14 protein-coding genes and 1 pseudogene are annotated in these 15104 nt (G+C 71.6%); 8 read left to right on the top strand and 7 right to left on the bottom strand.

Features of this window, described 5'->3' with window-relative positions:
* Positions 1 to 71 precede the first annotated feature (71 nt).
* From JOD95_RS12085 to ptsP, 7 genes are all read right to left on the bottom strand, one after another.
* On the bottom strand, positions 72 to 749 hold the full coding sequence (locus JOD95_RS12085) for a DUF805 domain-containing protein (protein WP_307810436.1): 678 nt from the start codon (positions 747 to 749) through the stop codon (positions 72 to 74).
* Positions 746 to 1390: a DUF805 domain-containing protein gene (locus tag JOD95_RS12080; RefSeq protein WP_307810435.1), complete on the bottom strand. Its 645-nt coding sequence runs from the start codon at positions 1388 to 1390 to the stop codon at positions 746 to 748. The genes JOD95_RS12085 and JOD95_RS12080 overlap by 4 nt, the downstream gene beginning before the upstream one ends.
* 64 nt (positions 1391 to 1454) lie before the next feature.
* Positions 1455 to 2387 carry an NADP-dependent oxidoreductase gene (locus JOD95_RS12075; protein WP_209685123.1) on the bottom strand — a complete coding sequence of 311 codons (933 nt, stop codon included), beginning with the start codon at positions 2385 to 2387 and terminating at the stop codon, positions 1455 to 1457.
* 220 nt (positions 2388 to 2607) lie between these two features.
* On the bottom strand, positions 2608 to 3762 hold the full coding sequence (locus JOD95_RS12070; RefSeq protein ID WP_209685121.1) for a mannitol-1-phosphate 5-dehydrogenase: 1155 nt from the start codon (positions 3760 to 3762) through the stop codon (positions 2608 to 2610).
* On the bottom strand, positions 3759 to 4196 hold the full coding sequence (locus JOD95_RS12065) for a PTS sugar transporter subunit IIA (protein WP_209685120.1): 438 nt from the start codon (positions 4194 to 4196) through the stop codon (positions 3759 to 3761). Before JOD95_RS12065 ends, JOD95_RS12070 begins: the two co-directional genes overlap by 4 nt.
* 75 nt (positions 4197 to 4271) lie before the next feature.
* Positions 4272 to 5828 (bottom strand): PTS mannitol transporter subunit IICB, encoded by a 1557-nt coding sequence (locus JOD95_RS12060; protein WP_066655119.1) that lies wholly within the window; start codon positions 5826 to 5828, stop codon positions 4272 to 4274.
* Between the two features lie 119 nt (positions 5829 to 5947).
* Positions 5948 to 7603 (bottom strand): phosphoenolpyruvate--protein phosphotransferase, encoded by a 1656-nt coding sequence (gene ptsP, locus JOD95_RS12055; RefSeq protein WP_209685118.1) that lies wholly within the window; start codon positions 7601 to 7603, stop codon positions 5948 to 5950.
* Between the two features lie 261 nt (positions 7604 to 7864).
* Here ptsP and JOD95_RS12050 point away from each other — a divergent pair, with 261 nt between their 5' ends.
* The 8 genes and pseudogenes from JOD95_RS12050 to JOD95_RS12015 all read left to right on the top strand — a co-directional run bounded on the left by JOD95_RS12050 (position 7865) and on the right by JOD95_RS12015 (position 15095).
* Positions 7865 to 8635 (top strand): DeoR/GlpR family DNA-binding transcription regulator, encoded by a 771-nt coding sequence (locus JOD95_RS12050; RefSeq protein WP_058728882.1) that lies wholly within the window; start codon positions 7865 to 7867, stop codon positions 8633 to 8635.
* Between the two features lie 75 nt (positions 8636 to 8710).
* Positions 8711 to 8983 carry an HPr family phosphocarrier protein gene (locus JOD95_RS12045; protein ID WP_066655121.1) on the top strand — a complete coding sequence of 91 codons (273 nt, stop codon included), beginning with the start codon at positions 8711 to 8713 and terminating at the stop codon, positions 8981 to 8983.
* A 139-nt stretch (positions 8984 to 9122) separates the two neighbouring features.
* Positions 9123 to 9965: an exodeoxyribonuclease III gene (locus JOD95_RS12040; RefSeq protein ID WP_209685117.1), complete on the top strand. Its 843-nt coding sequence runs from the start codon at positions 9123 to 9125 to the stop codon at positions 9963 to 9965.
* A 34-nt stretch (positions 9966 to 9999) separates the two neighbouring features.
* Entirely contained in the window at positions 10000 to 11010 is a 1011-nt protein-coding gene (trpS, locus tag JOD95_RS12035; RefSeq protein WP_209685115.1) for a tryptophan--tRNA ligase, read from the top strand.
* Positions 11011 to 11021: 11 nt separating this feature from the next.
* Positions 11022 to 11618, top strand: coding sequence for a GNAT family N-acetyltransferase (locus tag JOD95_RS12030; RefSeq protein ID WP_209685114.1), 597 nt, complete (start codon positions 11022 to 11024; stop codon positions 11616 to 11618).
* A 12-nt stretch (positions 11619 to 11630) separates the two neighbouring features.
* Positions 11631 to 12752, top strand: coding sequence for a bifunctional diaminohydroxyphosphoribosylaminopyrimidine deaminase/5-amino-6-(5-phosphoribosylamino)uracil reductase RibD (gene ribD / locus JOD95_RS12025; protein ID WP_081984948.1), 1122 nt, complete (start codon positions 11631 to 11633; stop codon positions 12750 to 12752).
* A 29-nt stretch (positions 12753 to 12781) separates the two neighbouring features.
* Positions 12782 to 13405 (top strand): annotated as a pseudogene (gene ribA, locus JOD95_RS12020) (GTP cyclohydrolase II); the annotation flags it as partial.
* Positions 13406 to 13673: 268 nt separating this feature from the next.
* Positions 13674 to 15095: an MFS transporter gene (locus JOD95_RS12015; protein ID WP_066655129.1), complete on the top strand. Its 1422-nt coding sequence runs from the start codon at positions 13674 to 13676 to the stop codon at positions 15093 to 15095.
* The last annotated feature ends 9 nt before the right edge of the window (positions 15096 to 15104 follow it).

Raw genomic sequence — 15104 nt, 5'->3', positions numbered from 1 at the left:
GCCGCCCATCTCCCTGACGTGACGAAGCGGCCCACCCCTGCCGGGGGGGCCGCTTCGTCGTGTCCGGGTGCTCAGACCTGCGGGCCGGGTGCCTCCGGTCGGTCGTACTGCGCCCCGGCGGGGCTCGACTCCAGGCACCCGAAGACGATGCCGGCGACCCCAGCCGCGAAGGAGACCAGCCAGAAGGGGCCGGCGAGACCGGCGTCGTGCACGCGGCGCCAGCCGAGCGCGAGGGACGGGACGAACGTCGCGAGTCCCCACAGCCCGAGCAGCCCGGCGAACAGGAGCGCGACCGCCGGGAAGCCGCCGGTCGAGGTCGTGGTGCCGTACTCGTCCGTCGTGGTGGCCCCGGCCGCCCAGACGAGGATCGAGGCGATGTACGCGCTGAACAGGACCGTCACCACGATCGCGTTCGCCAGGTACCACCACCAGAACTCACTGCGGCTCGCGCGCCCGTCGAACCGGGCGTACTTCTTCCAGAACCGGACGAAGGCGTCGAGGAACCCGGCGCCGTACCAGGGCGCCCAGAGCGGCGGGGCGCCGCTGGCGTCCGTCGGGATCGGCGCCTGCTGCTGGTACTGCGGGTACGGCTGGCCGTACGGCTGCTGCTGCTGGGGGTAGGGCTGGCCGTACGGCTGCTGCTGGCCGTACGGCTGCTGCGGCTGCTGCGGCTGCTGCGGCTGCGGCTGCGGCTGCGGCTGCGGCTGCGGCTGCTCAGGGTTCCGGTCGTACTGCTCGCCGTTCGTCACCGCGATCCCTCCGGTCGGTCGAAGCGGGCGCCTGCGGGCTTGGAGTCGAGCAGGGTGAAGACGAGGAGCGCGATCCCGCCGAAGAACGGGACCAAGCCGAGGAAGAAGAACGGGCCCGCCAGGTTCGCGTCGTGCAGGCGTCGCCACGCCAGGGCGATCGAGGGCAGGACGATCACGAGCATCCACAGGGACCCCACGTACCCCATGATGAAGAACAGCGCGGACGGCTCGCTGACGACCGTCTCGACCCCGGACGGCGTCACGTACGTCTCACGGCCGGACTGCGCGAAGCCGATGCCCCAGATCGCGCCCAGCACGACGGAGATCGCGACGTTCCAGAGGTACACCCACCAGAACTCGCTGCGGCTCGCGCGCCCGTCGAAGCGGACGTACTTCCTCCAGTAGCGCGCGTACGCCTGGACGAAGCCGATGCCGTACCAGGGTGCCCAGAGCGGAGGGCGCCCGTCCGGTCCCACCGGCGCCGAACGCTCGAACAGCGCCTGGCCCTGCGGTCGGAACTGCGGCGGCTGGTCGTACTGCGTCTGCTGGTACTGCGGCTGCTGGTACTGCGGCTGCTGGTACTGCGGTGCCGACGGTGGGCCCGTCGGTCCCGGTCGATCGGACGGTCGTTGGTCGCTCACGTGATCCCCCTCGTGGTGTTCGGTCGTGCGACGTACCCGTCGAGTCAACCAGAACCGAGTGCGGTCACGGGATCAGTGCGAGCTTGCCACCCGCGTGCTGCGACTCGAGCAGCTCCGCCGCGGCCTTCGCCTCGGCCAACGGGAACGTCCGGGCCACCGGCACCTCGAGCTCCCCCGCCGCGGCGAGGTCGACCAGCCGCTGCCGCACGGAGTCCCGGAAGGCCTGGCTCTCCGGCTGCGCACCGCCCACCGCGGGGAAGCCGTCCTGCTGCGCGCGGCCGAAGGCCGCGATGGTCAGGATTCGGGAGCGGTCGGCGACGAGTGCCAGCGACACGTCGACCGCCTCGTCCGTCCCGACGCAGTCCAGCGCCACGTCCACACCGGAGGGTGCGAGGTCCCGGACGCGCGCCTCCAGGCCGTCGCCGTACGCGACCCACTCGCCCCCGAAGCGGCGGACGGTCTCGGCGTTGCGTTCCGAGGCGGTGCCGATGACGCGTGTGCCGAGCTGGCGGAGGAGCTGCAGGACGGCGACCCCGACCGCACCGGAGGCGCCGTGCACCAGGACCGTGTCGCGTCCCTCGGCACGGGTGACCCGGATCATGTCGGCGGCGGTGGTCCCGGCGAGCAGCAGGTTCGCGGCCTGCGGGTGGTCGAGCGACGCGGGCTTGGCGAAGACGTCCGCGGCCGGGACGGTGATGCGCTCGGCCCAGCCGCCCTCGACCCGGAAGGCGAGGACCTCGTCGCCGACCGCTCCCCCGCCCGAGGCGATCTCGGTGCCGGGGCCGACCGCGCTGATCACGCCGGACACCTCGTACCCGACCGCGATCGGCAGGTCGGACGGGTCACCCTGCCGGGTGTGCTTCGTGTCGGCGGGGTTCATGCCGGCGGCACGGACGTCGATCGTGACCTCGCCGGTGCCGGGGGCGGGCACCTCGACGTCGACGTACTCGAGGACCTCGCTGCCGCCGAACTCGGGGGTGACCCAGTGCTTCGTCATGGGGTGGACGCTACGCTCCGGGACCGGCCTGCCCTCAGGTCCGGGCGGCGCCGCAGCGTGACGGCGGCGTCTCGTCGAGACGCCGCCGGGTCGGCGAGACACCGTCGGATCCGGCTGCGTCTCGCGGGCAGCGCGGCGTCTCGCGGGCGGCGCGGTACCCGGACGCACGGGAGGCGCGGTGCCGGCCGGCACCGCGCCTCCAGAGCGTCGTGTCGTCGCGTCAGCCGCGCGCCGACCGCACCCGGTCGGTGAACGCCGCGTGCAGCGGGTGCTGCGCGTCGAGCCCGGTGATCTCCGTCGCCACGTCGGCGTCCGAGCGGTCCGAACGCAGCAGCTGCTGCAGCTCGACGCTCTGCTCGTCGTCGGCGACGTCGAAGCGCAGCGCGGCGCCCATCGCGTCGAGCAGCGCGGTCGGCTCGGTGCCGTCCTCGGCGAGGGCGGCCGCGGGCGAGACGAAGCGCTCGTCACGCGACAGCTTGCGGAGCGGCTGCCGACCGACGCGGGTGACCGTGTCGGGCAGGTGCGGGTTCTCGAAGCGGCCGATGATCGCCTGCACGTACGAGCGGTGCACCTCGGGGTCCAGCTCGTGACGACGCACCAGCAGGTCGCTCGTCTCGGCGAGCACCGACTCGAGCTCCGACCGCACGGCCGGGATCGCGATCGCGTCCGAGATCTTGTCGGCGCCGGCGAGGAAGCCGTGGTACGCGACCGTGGCGTGTCCGGTGTTCACCGTGAAGAGCTTGCGCTCGATCGACGCGGCGAGCCCGTCGACGTAGTGCGCACCGGGGATCTCCGGCTCGTTCCCGCCGAAGGGCGTGCGGTCGATGGCCCACTCGAAGTACGTCTCGACCGTCACGTCGAGGCCGGCGCCCTCGGGCTGGGCCGGGACGATCCGGTCGACGGCGGTGTTCGCGAACACGGCCTTGGCCAGGGCCTCGTCGCGCGACTCGGCCGGGAGCGCCTCGACGATGAACTCGCGCAGGCGGTCGGTCGCGTTGATCGCGTTCTCGCACGCCATGACAGCGAGGGGCGCGGCACCCGCGTCGCGCTGCTGGAGCGCCTTCGCGATGACCGGGGCGATGAACTTCAGGACGGTCGGCCCGACGGCGCAGGTCACGATGTCGGCGGCGGCGACCTCGGCGACCACGCCGGCCTCGTCCTGCGCGCTGTTCACGGCACGGAAGCCGGTGACCTCGTGGTCCTGTGCGCCCTGGCCGACCTCGTGCACGGTGTACGACTCGGCGGCGGCGAGGGCGTCGATGAGCGGCGCGGCGACGTCCGCGAAGACGACCTCGTAGCCGGCTTCGTGGAGCAGGAGCCCGACGAAGCCGCGCCCGATGTTGCCGGCGCCGAAGTGGACGGCGGTCCCGGTCACTCGTTGACCTCGCCGAGGATCGACAGGATCGCGGCGGTGTCCGGCGCGTCGGTGAGCTTCTGGACCTCGTCCTCGTCCGAGAACACGATCGCGATCTTCGACAGGATGTCGAGGTGCTCGTTGTTCACGCCGGCGATGCCGACGACGAAGCGCACGGGGTTGCCGTCCCAGTCGATCGGGGTGGCGAAGCGGATGAACGACAGGGCCGAGGACTTGATGGCGTCCTTGGCGTCGTTCGTGCCGTGCGGGATGGCGAGGAAGTTCCCCATGTACGTCGAGACGCTCTTCTCACGCTCGAGCATCGCCGGGTAGTAGTCCGCCGTGACCGCGCCCGCAGCCTCGAGGATCTCGGCCGCCTCCTTCATCGCCTCCGACTTGGTCGGGGCGGTGTCCTCGGTGTGGATGCGGATCTGGCTCTCCTGCAGGACGGGCATCGGGGTTCTCCTTGTTCTCGACGGACGTGGTGGAGGGGACGGGTTCGCACCCGTCCCCTCCGATACTGCACTTCGTTACTGGTTCTTGAGCTGGTCGACGACCTGGTCGTACTGCGGCGCGTTCATGAAGTTGCCGACCGACACGTGCTGTGCGTTCGGGTTCTTCTGCTTCGCACGGTCGGTCAGTTCCTCCTGCGTGATGATCAGGTCCTCGGTGCCGTCGAGGTTGGCGATCGCCTTGTTGACGACCGTGACGCCCTCGATGCCCGCCTTCTTGACCTTGTTGCGCAGGACGCTGGCGCCCATGGCGCTCGAGCCCATGCCCGCATCGCAGGCGAACACGACGCTCTCGACCCGGGTCGCCGTCGCGGTGGACGCCGAACCGACGCCACCGAGCGCGGCCTCGGCCTCCTCGTCGTTGGCCGGCGCGTTGTTGCCGAGCAGGCCCGAGGTCGCGGCGTTGACGTCGCGGCCCTTGTTGGCCTGGAGCTTCGCCATCGCGGCGCTCATGTCGCCACCGTTGTTCGCCAGGTCACGCTTGCGGCTGGCGAGCAGGAAGAACGAGGCCACCGCGAACGAGACCGCCGCGGACAGGATCACCGAGAGGATCACGCCGACGTAGCTGTCCTTCGCCGTGGCGGTGAGGACGGCGATGATCGAACCGGGCGAAGCCGGGGCGACCAGGCCGGACTGGAACGCGACGTTGGTGGCGACACCGGTCGCACCGCCGAGGATGACGGCGAGGAACAGGACCGGCTTCTGCAGCACGTACGGGAAGTAGATCTCGTGGATGCCGCCGAAGAACTGGATGAGGATCGCACCGGGAGCGGTCGAGCGGGCGATGCCGACACCGAAGAAGGTGAAGGCGAGCAGGATGCCGAGACCCGGGCCGGGGTTCGCCTCGAGCAGGAACAGGATGCTCTTGCCCGACTCCTGGACCTGCTGCGCACCGAGCTGGTCGAGCACGCCGTGGTTGATCGCGTTGTTCAGGAAGAAGACCTTGGCGGGCTCGATGATGACGCTGGCGAGCGGCAGGAGCGAGCTGTCGACCAGGAACTTCACCGCGGCACCGAGGCCCTCGGCGATGAGCTTGAACAGCGGCGCGAGCCAGAAGAAGCCGACGAGCGCGAGCACGAAGCCGAGGATGCCGGCCGCGTAGTTGTTCACGAGCATCTCGAAGCCGGGCTTGATCTTGCCGTCCCAGATCTTGTCGATCTGCTTGATGAGCCACGCGCCGAGCGGGCCGCAGATCATCGCGCCGAGGATCATGATCGTGCCGTTGGCGCCGATGATGACACCCATCGCCATGATCGAGCCGACGACGGCGCCGCGGGTCTCGTAGATCATCCGGCCGCCCTGGAAGGCGATCGCGAGCGGGATGAGGTAGGTCAGGATCGGGCCGACGAGACCGATGTTGGCCACGCCGTCGGTCTCACCGAAACCGCCGAGGACGCCCACGGGCGTCCACCCGGTCTCGATGAAGAAGGCGGTGATGAGGCCCCACGCGATGAAGATCGCGATGTTCGGCATCACCATGCCGGAGAGGAACGTGCCGAACTTCTGGACGGCGACGCGTGCGCCGCCCCGCGACTTCGCGGGTGCGTCGGGCGCTGCAACGGACGACGTTGTCATGTGCCTGGCTTTCTGTGATGGGTGCTGCTGCGGTGTGAAGGGGTGCTGGGTGGTGCTGGTGCTGCGGTGGTGCTGGTGCTGCGGTGGTGCGGGTGCTGCGTGGGGTGGAGCTGGTCGGGTCAGACGGCGTGCGCGGCAGCCGCGGCGGACTTGGCCGCCGCCGCGGTGCTCGCGGCGAGTGCCGCCTTCGCCATCTCGCGGGCCTGCTCGAGCGAGTGCTTGCCGAGTTCGGCGCGCACGTCGGCCAGGGCCGCGGGGGTCATGGACAGGGTGGTGGCGCCGAGGCCGACGAGCACGACGGCGAGCAGCGGGTCGGCCGCGGCCTCGCCGCAGATGCCCACGGCCTTGCCCGCGTCGGCGCCGGCCGCACCGAGCTGTGCGACGAGGCGCAGCACGGCGGGGTGCCACGGGTCCTGGTAGGACGCGACGGTGCCGAGCATGCGGTCGGCGGCCATCGTGTACTGGGTCAGGTCGTTCGTGCCGATCGACACGAAGTCGGCGTTCGTGAAGACCTGCTCGGCCATGAGTGCGAGCGAGGGCACCTCGGCCATGACACCGGCGGTGCGGATGCCGAGCTCGCGGGCCAGGTCGACGAAGTACTCGGTCTCCTCGGCGTCGGCGACCATCGGTGCCATCACCCAGAGGTCGGCCTCTGTCGCCGCGTCGGCCTGGGCGAGCGCGGTGAGCTGGTCGCGGAGGACCTCCTCGTGGTTCCGCAGCGCGCGCAGTCCGCGACGGCCGAGTGCCGGGTTCTCCTCGTCCTTGTCGGTGAGGAAGGGCAGCGGCTTGTCCGCGCCGGCGTCGAGCGCGCGGACGACGACCTTCTTGCCGGGGAACGCCTCGAGCAGCTGGCGGTAGGACTCGGTCTGCTGCTCGACGGTCGGCGCCTTCGGCGAGTCGAGGAAGAGGAACTCGGTGCGGAAGAGCCCCACGCCCTCCGCACCGAGAGCAACGGCGCCGGCGGCGTCGGCGGGGCTGCCGAGGTTCGCGAGCAGCGGGACGGTGTGGCCGTCGGCGAGTGCACCGGCGGTCAGCGGTGCGGCGGCGGCGGCGAGGCGGTCCGCGATGCGCTGGTCGACGTCGGCCACGAGCTCGGTGGACGGGTCGGTGACGACGGTGCCGGCCGCGGCGTCCACGACGACGTGGGTGCCGTCGGACAGGTCGTCGGCGCCGGTGACGCCGACGATCGCGGTGATGCCCTTGGCACGGGCGAGGATCGCGGTGTGGGAGGTCGGGCCGCCGTCACGGGTGACGAGGGCGAGCACCTTGTCGAGGTCGAGCAGCGCGGTGTCGGCCGGCGCCAGGTCACGGGCGACGAGGACGAAGGGGGTGTCCGACTCGGGGACGCCCGGGGCGGGGACACCGCGGAGCTTCGCGATGATGCGCTGCGCCACGTCGTCGAGGTCGGCCGCGCGCTCCCCCATGTAGCCGCCCATGCCGACGAGGAGGTCACGGAACTGGCCGAACGCCTCGAACACCGCACGCTCGGCGTTGGTGCCGCCGTCGATGCGGGCGTGCACGTCGTCGAGGAGCGTCGGGTCCTGCGCCATGAGCGCCTGCGCCTCGAGCACGGCCTGGGCGTCGCCGCCGGCGAGCTGTCCGCGCTTGTTGAGGTCCTCGGCCACGGCCGCGAGCCCCTCGGCGACGGCGTGCTTCGCGTCGTCCGCCGTGCCGGCCAGCGCGTCCTTCGAGGGTTCGCCGAGCGGGTCCGCCATGCGGAGCACGGGGCCGTGGGCGACGCCACGGCCGACGCCGGTGCCGAGCAGTTCGGACATTCGAGACTCCTTCATCTCCACGCGCTCACGGTGGGGGTGGTTCGTTCGGTGCGCAGCGACACGAACGGACCACGCCCGTGCGGCTTGGCAGCACACTACCCCGATCCGCGTTGACAAACAAACACATCCGGGGATAAAAATGCAGAAACAGATGCCCGTTTGCGTCTGGCGGACGAAGCGATCCGGACGGATCCGGCGCCGATCTGCCCGAGCATGCCCGTTCTGTTCCGAGCAGGCCGATCGACCGAGACGACGAGGTCCATGTACGCACCAGAGCGCCACCAGCGCATCGTCGAACGCGCCAGGTCGCAGGGACGGGTCGACGTGAAGGACCTCGCCGAGCTGCTCGAGGTCACGCCCGAGACCATCCGTCGTGACCTCACCAGCCTGGAGCGCCGTGGGCTCGTCCGTCGTGCACACGGTGGCGCGATCCCCGTCGAGCGGATCACCCTGCACCCGGGCGTCGGCGACCGAGGCGGCATCAACCAGGCCGAGAAGATGGTCATCGCCGAGGCGGCCCTCGCCGAGCTGCCGGAGAACGGCTCGGTGATGATCGACGCCGGGACCTCGACGATCTGCCTGGCCGAGATGCTCCCCACCGACCGCGGGCTCACCGTCGTGACCCACTCGCTGCCGGTCGCCATGGCCGTCGCGAACCGGTCCGGCATCGACCTGCACCTGCTCGGTGGCAACATCCGCAGCGACTCGCTCGCCGGCGTCGGCACGTGGACGCACCAGCTCATCGGCATGGTCAGCGTCGACGTCGCCTTCATCAGCATCAACGGCATCACGCCCGAGCGCGGGCTGACGACCCACAACATGGCCGAGGCCGCCGTGAAGAGCGCGATGATCAAGTCCGCCCGCAGGAGCATCCTGCTCGCGGACCACACCAAGTTCGGCCGCGAGGAGTTCGGTCGCGTCGCGCCGCTCGCCGCGATCGACACGATCATCACCGACCCCGGCGTGAACGCCGACCTCGTGCGCGAGGTCGAGGCCGCCGGCACCGAGGTCCTCTGGCCCGGTCGCGACTGACCGGCGCCGGTCCCCGGGACCGCCCACCACGCGCTCGCTAGCATGAGCGCACCACCCGTCGACAGGAGTCCATCGATGTCCGAAGCCACCCGCACCGTCACCGTCGCCAGCGCGTCCGGCCTGCACGCCCGCCCCGCGTCCCTCTTCGTCCAGACCGTCACCGCGTCCGGTCACCAGGTGACGATCGCCAAGGGCGACAAGTCCGGCAACGCGGGCAGCATCCTCGCGCTCCTCGGCCTGGGCATCGAGAACGGCGACGAGGTCACCCTCACGGTGACCGGCGACGACGCCGAGACGACGGCCGACAGCCTGGTCGAGTTCCTGCAGACGGACCACGACGCGGCCTGAGCAGGTCGGTCGCGCGACGCGACCACGTGACGGACGGGAGGCACGGTGCCAGCTGGCACCGTGCCTCCCGTCCGTCTGTCGCGACCCACGGCGACGGGCTGCGACGGAGCCGTCGGCCCGCGTCGGTAGGGTGGTCGGCATGACACGCCTGCGCCTCGCATCCGTCAACGTGAACGGCGTCCGCGCCGCGTTCCGGAAGGGCATGGGCGACTGGCTCGCCACCCGCGACGTCGACGTGCTCGCCCTGCAGGAGGTCCGTGCCTCGACCGACGACCTGGCGGGGCTGCTCGGCGACGAGTGGGACATCGTGCACGACCCCGCGACGGCGAAGGGCCGCGCGGGGGTGGCGATCGCCTCGCGGCACCGGGCGCACGTCCACCGCGTCGAGCTCGGGCCGTCCGACTTCGACTCCGCCGGGCGCTGGATCGAGGCCGACTACGAGCTCGACGGCACCACGGTCACGGTGGTGTCCTGCTACGTCCACTCGGGCGAGGTCGACACCCCCAAGCAGGACGAGAAGTGGAAGTTCCTCGACGGGATGACCGAGCGGCTCCCCGCGCTGCGCGAGCACAACCCGCTCGCGGTCGTCGTCGGCGACCTCAACGTCGGGCACGACCAGCGCGACATCAAGAACTGGAAGGGCAACGTCAAGCGCGCCGGCTTCCTGCCGCGGGAGCGCGCCTACTTCTCGCGGTTCTTCGGCGCCGAGGGCGAGCAGGTCGAGGGCGCCGACGGGTCCACCGCGCCGGGTCTCGGTTGGGTCGACGTCGGCCGTGAGCAGGCCGGCGACGTCGACGGTCCCTACACGTGGTGGTCGTGGCGCGGGCAGGCGTTCGACAACGACTCCGGATGGCGCATCGACTACCAGGTGGCCACCCCCGACCTCGCCGCGAAGGTCACGAGCTCCACGGTCGACCGCGCTGCGGCGTACGACCAGCGATGGTCCGACCACGCCCCCGTGGTCGTCGACTACGAGCTCTGATCCCTTCCCCTCCACGCAGTACAGGAACACCCTCATGACCAAGACGCGCATCTTCTCGGGCATCCAGCCGTCGGCCGGATCCCTCCACCTCGGCAACTACGTCGGGGCACTCATGCAGTGGCGCGACCTGCAGGACGACCACGACGCCATCTACTGCGTGGTCGACATGCACGCGATCACCTCCCCGCAGGACCCCGCGGAGCTCCGTGCGAGCACCCGGGCGACCGCGGCGCAGTACATCGCCTCCGGCATCGACCCGACGAAGTCGACCCTGTTCGTGCAGTCGCACGTGCCGGCGCACGCCGAACTCGCCTGGGTGCTGAACACCCTGACGGGGTTCGGCGAGGCGAGCCGGATGACCCAGTTCAAGGACAAGTCGGCACGGCAGGGCACCGAAGCGGCCTCGGTCGGGCTCTTCACGTACCCGATCCTCATGGCGGCGGACATCCTGCTCTACGACACCGCCGTCGTGCCGGTCGGCGACGACCAGCGGCAGCACGTCGAGCTGACGCGGGACCTGGCGACCCGGTTCAACTCCCGCTTCGGCGACACCTTCGTCGTCCCGAAGGCGCAGATCGGCACCGAGACCGCACGCATCTACGACCTGCAGGACCCGACGAGCAAGATGAGCAAGTCCGCCGCGTCGGACAACGGCCTCATCCGCCTGCTCGACGACCCGAAGCGCACCGCGAAGAAGATCCGCTCCGCCGTCACCGACACCGAGCGCGAGATCCGGGCGGACCGCCAGGAGAAGCCCGGCGTGACCAACCTGCTCGCGATCCTGTCGGCGTTCACGCGGACCCCGGTCGCGGCGCTCGAGGAACAGTTCGTCGGCAAGGGCTACGGCGACCTCAAGGGTGCCGTGGCCGACGCCGTCGTCGCCGAGCTCGAGCCCGTGCGCGCGCGGACGCTCGAACTGCTCGACGACCCTGCGGAGCTCGACCGGCTGCTCGCCGTCGGCGCCGAGCGTGCCGAGTCCATCGCGCAGGCCACGCTCGCCCGCGTGTACGACCGCATCGGCTTCGTGCCCCGCTCGGGCGGCTGACGATGCTCCCCGTGACGCTGTCGTCGGACCGGGTGCACCTCACGGTGCCGACCCGGTCCGACACCGCGGCCATCACGCGGGGCTGCCAGGACCCGTCGGTCGTGCGGTGGACGACCGTCCCGACGCCGTACACGGACCGCGACGCGCAGACCTTCGTCGACGCGCTGGTCGGCCCGGGGTGGGCGTCCGACCGCGAGTACACGTGGGGCATCCGGCGCCCGGGGTCGACGTGGCTCGAGGGTGTGGTGTCGTTCCGCACCGAGCACCGCGACCTCGGCTTCTGGCTCGCACCGACGGCCCGAGGCCAGGGCCTGATGCACGCGGCGGTGGAGCTCGTCGTCGCGTGGGCGTTCTCCCAGGGGGCGCCCGACGTGTACTGGGAGTGCTACGAGGGCAACGTCGGCTCCGCCTCGGTGGCCCGCGCCGGCGGCTTCGCGTTCACGGGCACCGGGACCGCCCGGATCCCCGACCGGGACGGCGGGCCGACGACCGCGTGGACCGGCCTCCGTCGCGCCGACGGCGTCCCTGCGTCCGACCTGCCCTGGCCCGCGGCGTCGTTCGCTGACAGGGGACAGCAAGGTGACGCGTCATCGACGCCTCGTCGGTAGTGTCGGAGCGTGATGTCGCCGTCCGACCCGCGCGCCCGCCCCGAGGAACTCCGGGCGATGCGCCGCGCCCTCGAGCTCGCCGCGCTCGGACCGGTCGTCGGTGACCACGCCCGCGTCGGTGCCGTGCTGCTCTCCCCCGCCGGGGACGTCCTCGCCGAGGGCTGGCACAAGGGCGCGGGGACCCCGCACGCCGAGGTCGACGCGATGGCGAAGGTGCCCGCCGAACAGCTGCGGGGCGCCACCGCCGTCGTGACGCTCGAGCCGTGCAACCACGTCGGTCGCACCGGCCCCTGCGCGCTCGCCCTGATCGAGGCCGGCGTCGGCCGCGTCGTCTACGCCGTCGACGACCCGGGTGAGCAGGCGAGCGGCGGGGCCGAGCGACTGCGGACGTCCGGCGTCGAGGTCGTCAGCGGCGTCCTCGCCGACGAGGCCGAGGCGTTCCTCGAGCGCTGGCTGCTGTCCGTCCGCACCGGGCGCCCGTGGGTGACCGTGAAGTGGGCGTCGAGCCTCGACGGTCGCGCGGCCGCCGCCGACGGCACGAGCAAGTGGATCACCGGCGCGGCAGCCCGACAGCACGTGCACGAGCAGCGTGCCGCCCACGACGCGATCCTGGTCGGCACCGGCACCGTGCTCGCCGACGACCCGAGCCTCACCGCACGCGGCGACGCCGGCGAACTGCTCGCCGACCAGCCGCTCCCCGTCGTCGTCGGCGACCGCCCGGTACCCGACGACGCGGCCGTCCGACGCCACCCACGCGGCCTGCTCGCCCTGCCGGGGCACGACCTCGCCGCCGCGCTGCGCACCCTGCGTGACCACGGCGTGCACAGCGTCCTCGTCGAGGGCGGTCCCACCGTGGCCTCGGCGCTCGTCGCCGCGGGCCTCGTCGACGAGCTGCTCGTGTACCTCGCGCCCGTGCTGCTCGGTGGCCCGCGCGTCGCGATCGGTGACGTCGGCGTGGGAAGCATCGGCGACCGCCACCCGTTGGACATCACATCGACCACCAGCCTGGGACCCGACCTCCTGGTCCGCGCTCGACCCCACCGCGCCCGGACCGCCCGTGCCGACGACGCGACGTCGACGGCCGCGACGACCAGGACCGCCGACCAGGCACAGAACGACCGGAGCACCCCATGACCGACGCCCTCACCTCCCCCACCCCGGGCAGCCCGGTGCAGTTCGAGGTCGCGACCACCGTCCCGACCACCCACGGCACGTTCGAGATGCGGGCCTACCGCGACCTCGTCACGAGCGCCGAGCACGTCGCGATCATCGCCGCGCTGCCCGACGGATCGGCCCCCGGGGACGACGCCCTGGTCCGCGTGCACTCGGAGTGCCTGACCGGCGAGGCGTTCGGGTCGCTGAAGTGCGAGTGCGGGCCGCAGCTCGACGCCGCGCTCGACACCATCGCCACCGAGGGCGGGGTCGTGATCTACCTGCGCGGGCAGGAGGGACGCGGCATCGGGCTGATCAACAAGCTCAAGGCCTACCGCCTGCAGGAGGACGGTCTCGACACGCTCGACGCGAACCTCGCGCTCGGACTGCCGGCCGACTCCCGCGAGTACGGCGGTGCGGCGGGCATCCTCACCGACCTCGGCATCGCCCGCGTCCGACTGCTCTCGAACAACCCCGAGAAGCGTCGGCAGCTCGAGGAGCACGGCATCGCGGTGTCGTCGCTGGTCCCGCTCGTGGTCGGCGTCGTCGCGCAGAACGCCGGGTACCTCGACACCAAGCGCGACCGCATGGGCCACCAGCTGCCCGCGCACCTGGAGACCGGCGCGACCAGCTGACGGCGGTGGCCCGCTGACGGTCGTGGCCGGCTGACGGCGGTGGCGGCGGCTGACGGACGCTCCGCGACGCGCGGACGCTGCCACGGGCCTTCCGGCCGATTTCCAGCTGCGCGACGGGTGTCGTAAGGTGAGGGTTCCGTCACGAGCGGTCCACCACCCACCGAACGCACCCGGTCCGAGCCCGCGCCACCCCGCGCGACCGACCGGTGTCCGCAGCCTCGGTACACCGCCGCGCTCCTCGTGAGTGCTCCCCTCGGAGTCCCCGTACATGACCGCCGCCCCGGCACCCGCCGCCACGACCGACACGAAGGCCACCGGCAACCCGCGCTCCCGCGTGATCATCGCCAGCCTCGTCGGAACCTCCATCGAGTTCTACGACTTCTACGTCTACGCGACCGCCGCCGTCCTCGTCTTCCCCACGCTGTTCTTCCCCAACGAGGACCCGACGGCCTCGCAGCTGTCGTCCTTCGTCACGTTCGCCCTGGCGTTCTTCGCCCGCCCGGTGGGGTCGATCGTCTTCGGCCACTTCGGCGACCGTGTCGGTCGCAAGGCCACCCTCGTCGCGTCACTGCTCGTGATGGGGACCGCCACGTTCCTGATCGGCTGCCTGCCGACCTTCGCGTCGATCGGCATCTGGGCACCGGTCCTGCTCGCCGTGATGCGCTTCGCCCAGGGCGTCGGGCTCGGCGGCGAGTGGTCCGGCGCGGCGCTGCTCGCGACCGAGAACGCGCCGAAGGGCAAGCGCGGTGTGTTCGGGTCGATGCCGCAGCTCGGCGCCCCGATCGGCTTCCTGCTCGCGAACGGCCTGTTCATCGCGATCAACGCCGCGATGCCCGCCGGTGCGGACGGCACCCCGAACGCCGACTTCCAGGCGTGGGGCTGGCGCATCCCGTTCCTGCTCTCGGCCGTCCTCGTGATCGTCGGCCTCTACGTCCGGTTCAAGCTCGTCGAGTCCACGGTGTTCCGCGGCGTGCAGGAGTCCGGCTCGGTCGCCAAGGTGCCGCTCGGACGGGTGTTCCGCACCTCGTGGAAGGCCCTGATCGTGGGCACCTTCGGCATGGTCGCGACCTACGTGCTCTTCTACTTCATGACGACGTTCACGCTGTCCTACGGCACCACCGCCGCCGAGGCCGGCCCGCTGGTGCCGAAGGTCGGCCTCGGGTACAGCCGGGGCGAGTTCCTCACGCTGCTCATGATCGGCGTCGTGTTCTTCGGCGTCTTCACCCCGATCGCCGGGTGGCTCGCCGACAGGTACGGCCGCCGACGCACGCTGATCCCCACCACGATCGGCATCGCCCTGTTCGGCCTGACGTTCCAGTTCTGGTTCGCCGCGTCGACCGGGCCGATCACCGTCGTCACGTTCCTGGTCGTGGGGCTCTCGCTCATGGGCCTGACGTTCGGTCCGATGGGGGCCCTGCTGCCGGAGCTCTTCCCGACGAACGTCCGCTACACCGGGTCGGCGATCGCCTACAACGTGGCGTCGATCCTCGGGGCGTCGCTCGCGCCGACGATCGCCCTGGCGCTGTGGCAGCCGGACGGCACGATCGTCTGGGTCGGGCTCTACCTGACGCTCGCCGCCGTGGTGACCGTGGTCGCGCTCTTCTTCGTCCGTGAGACGAAGGGTGCGGGGCTCGACGAGGCCGACGCCGCCGGTTCGCCGGACGCTGCTCCGGCAGACGTGCGGGCGTGACCGGCGCGT

Origin of the sequence: Curtobacterium sp. 1310, from assembly GCF_017834105.1 — a bacterium.
GTDB lineage: Bacteria > Actinomycetota > Actinomycetes > Actinomycetales > Microbacteriaceae > Curtobacterium.
Note: the sequence above shows the minus strand (reverse complement) of the source record. Positions and strands in the feature narration are given on the sequence as shown.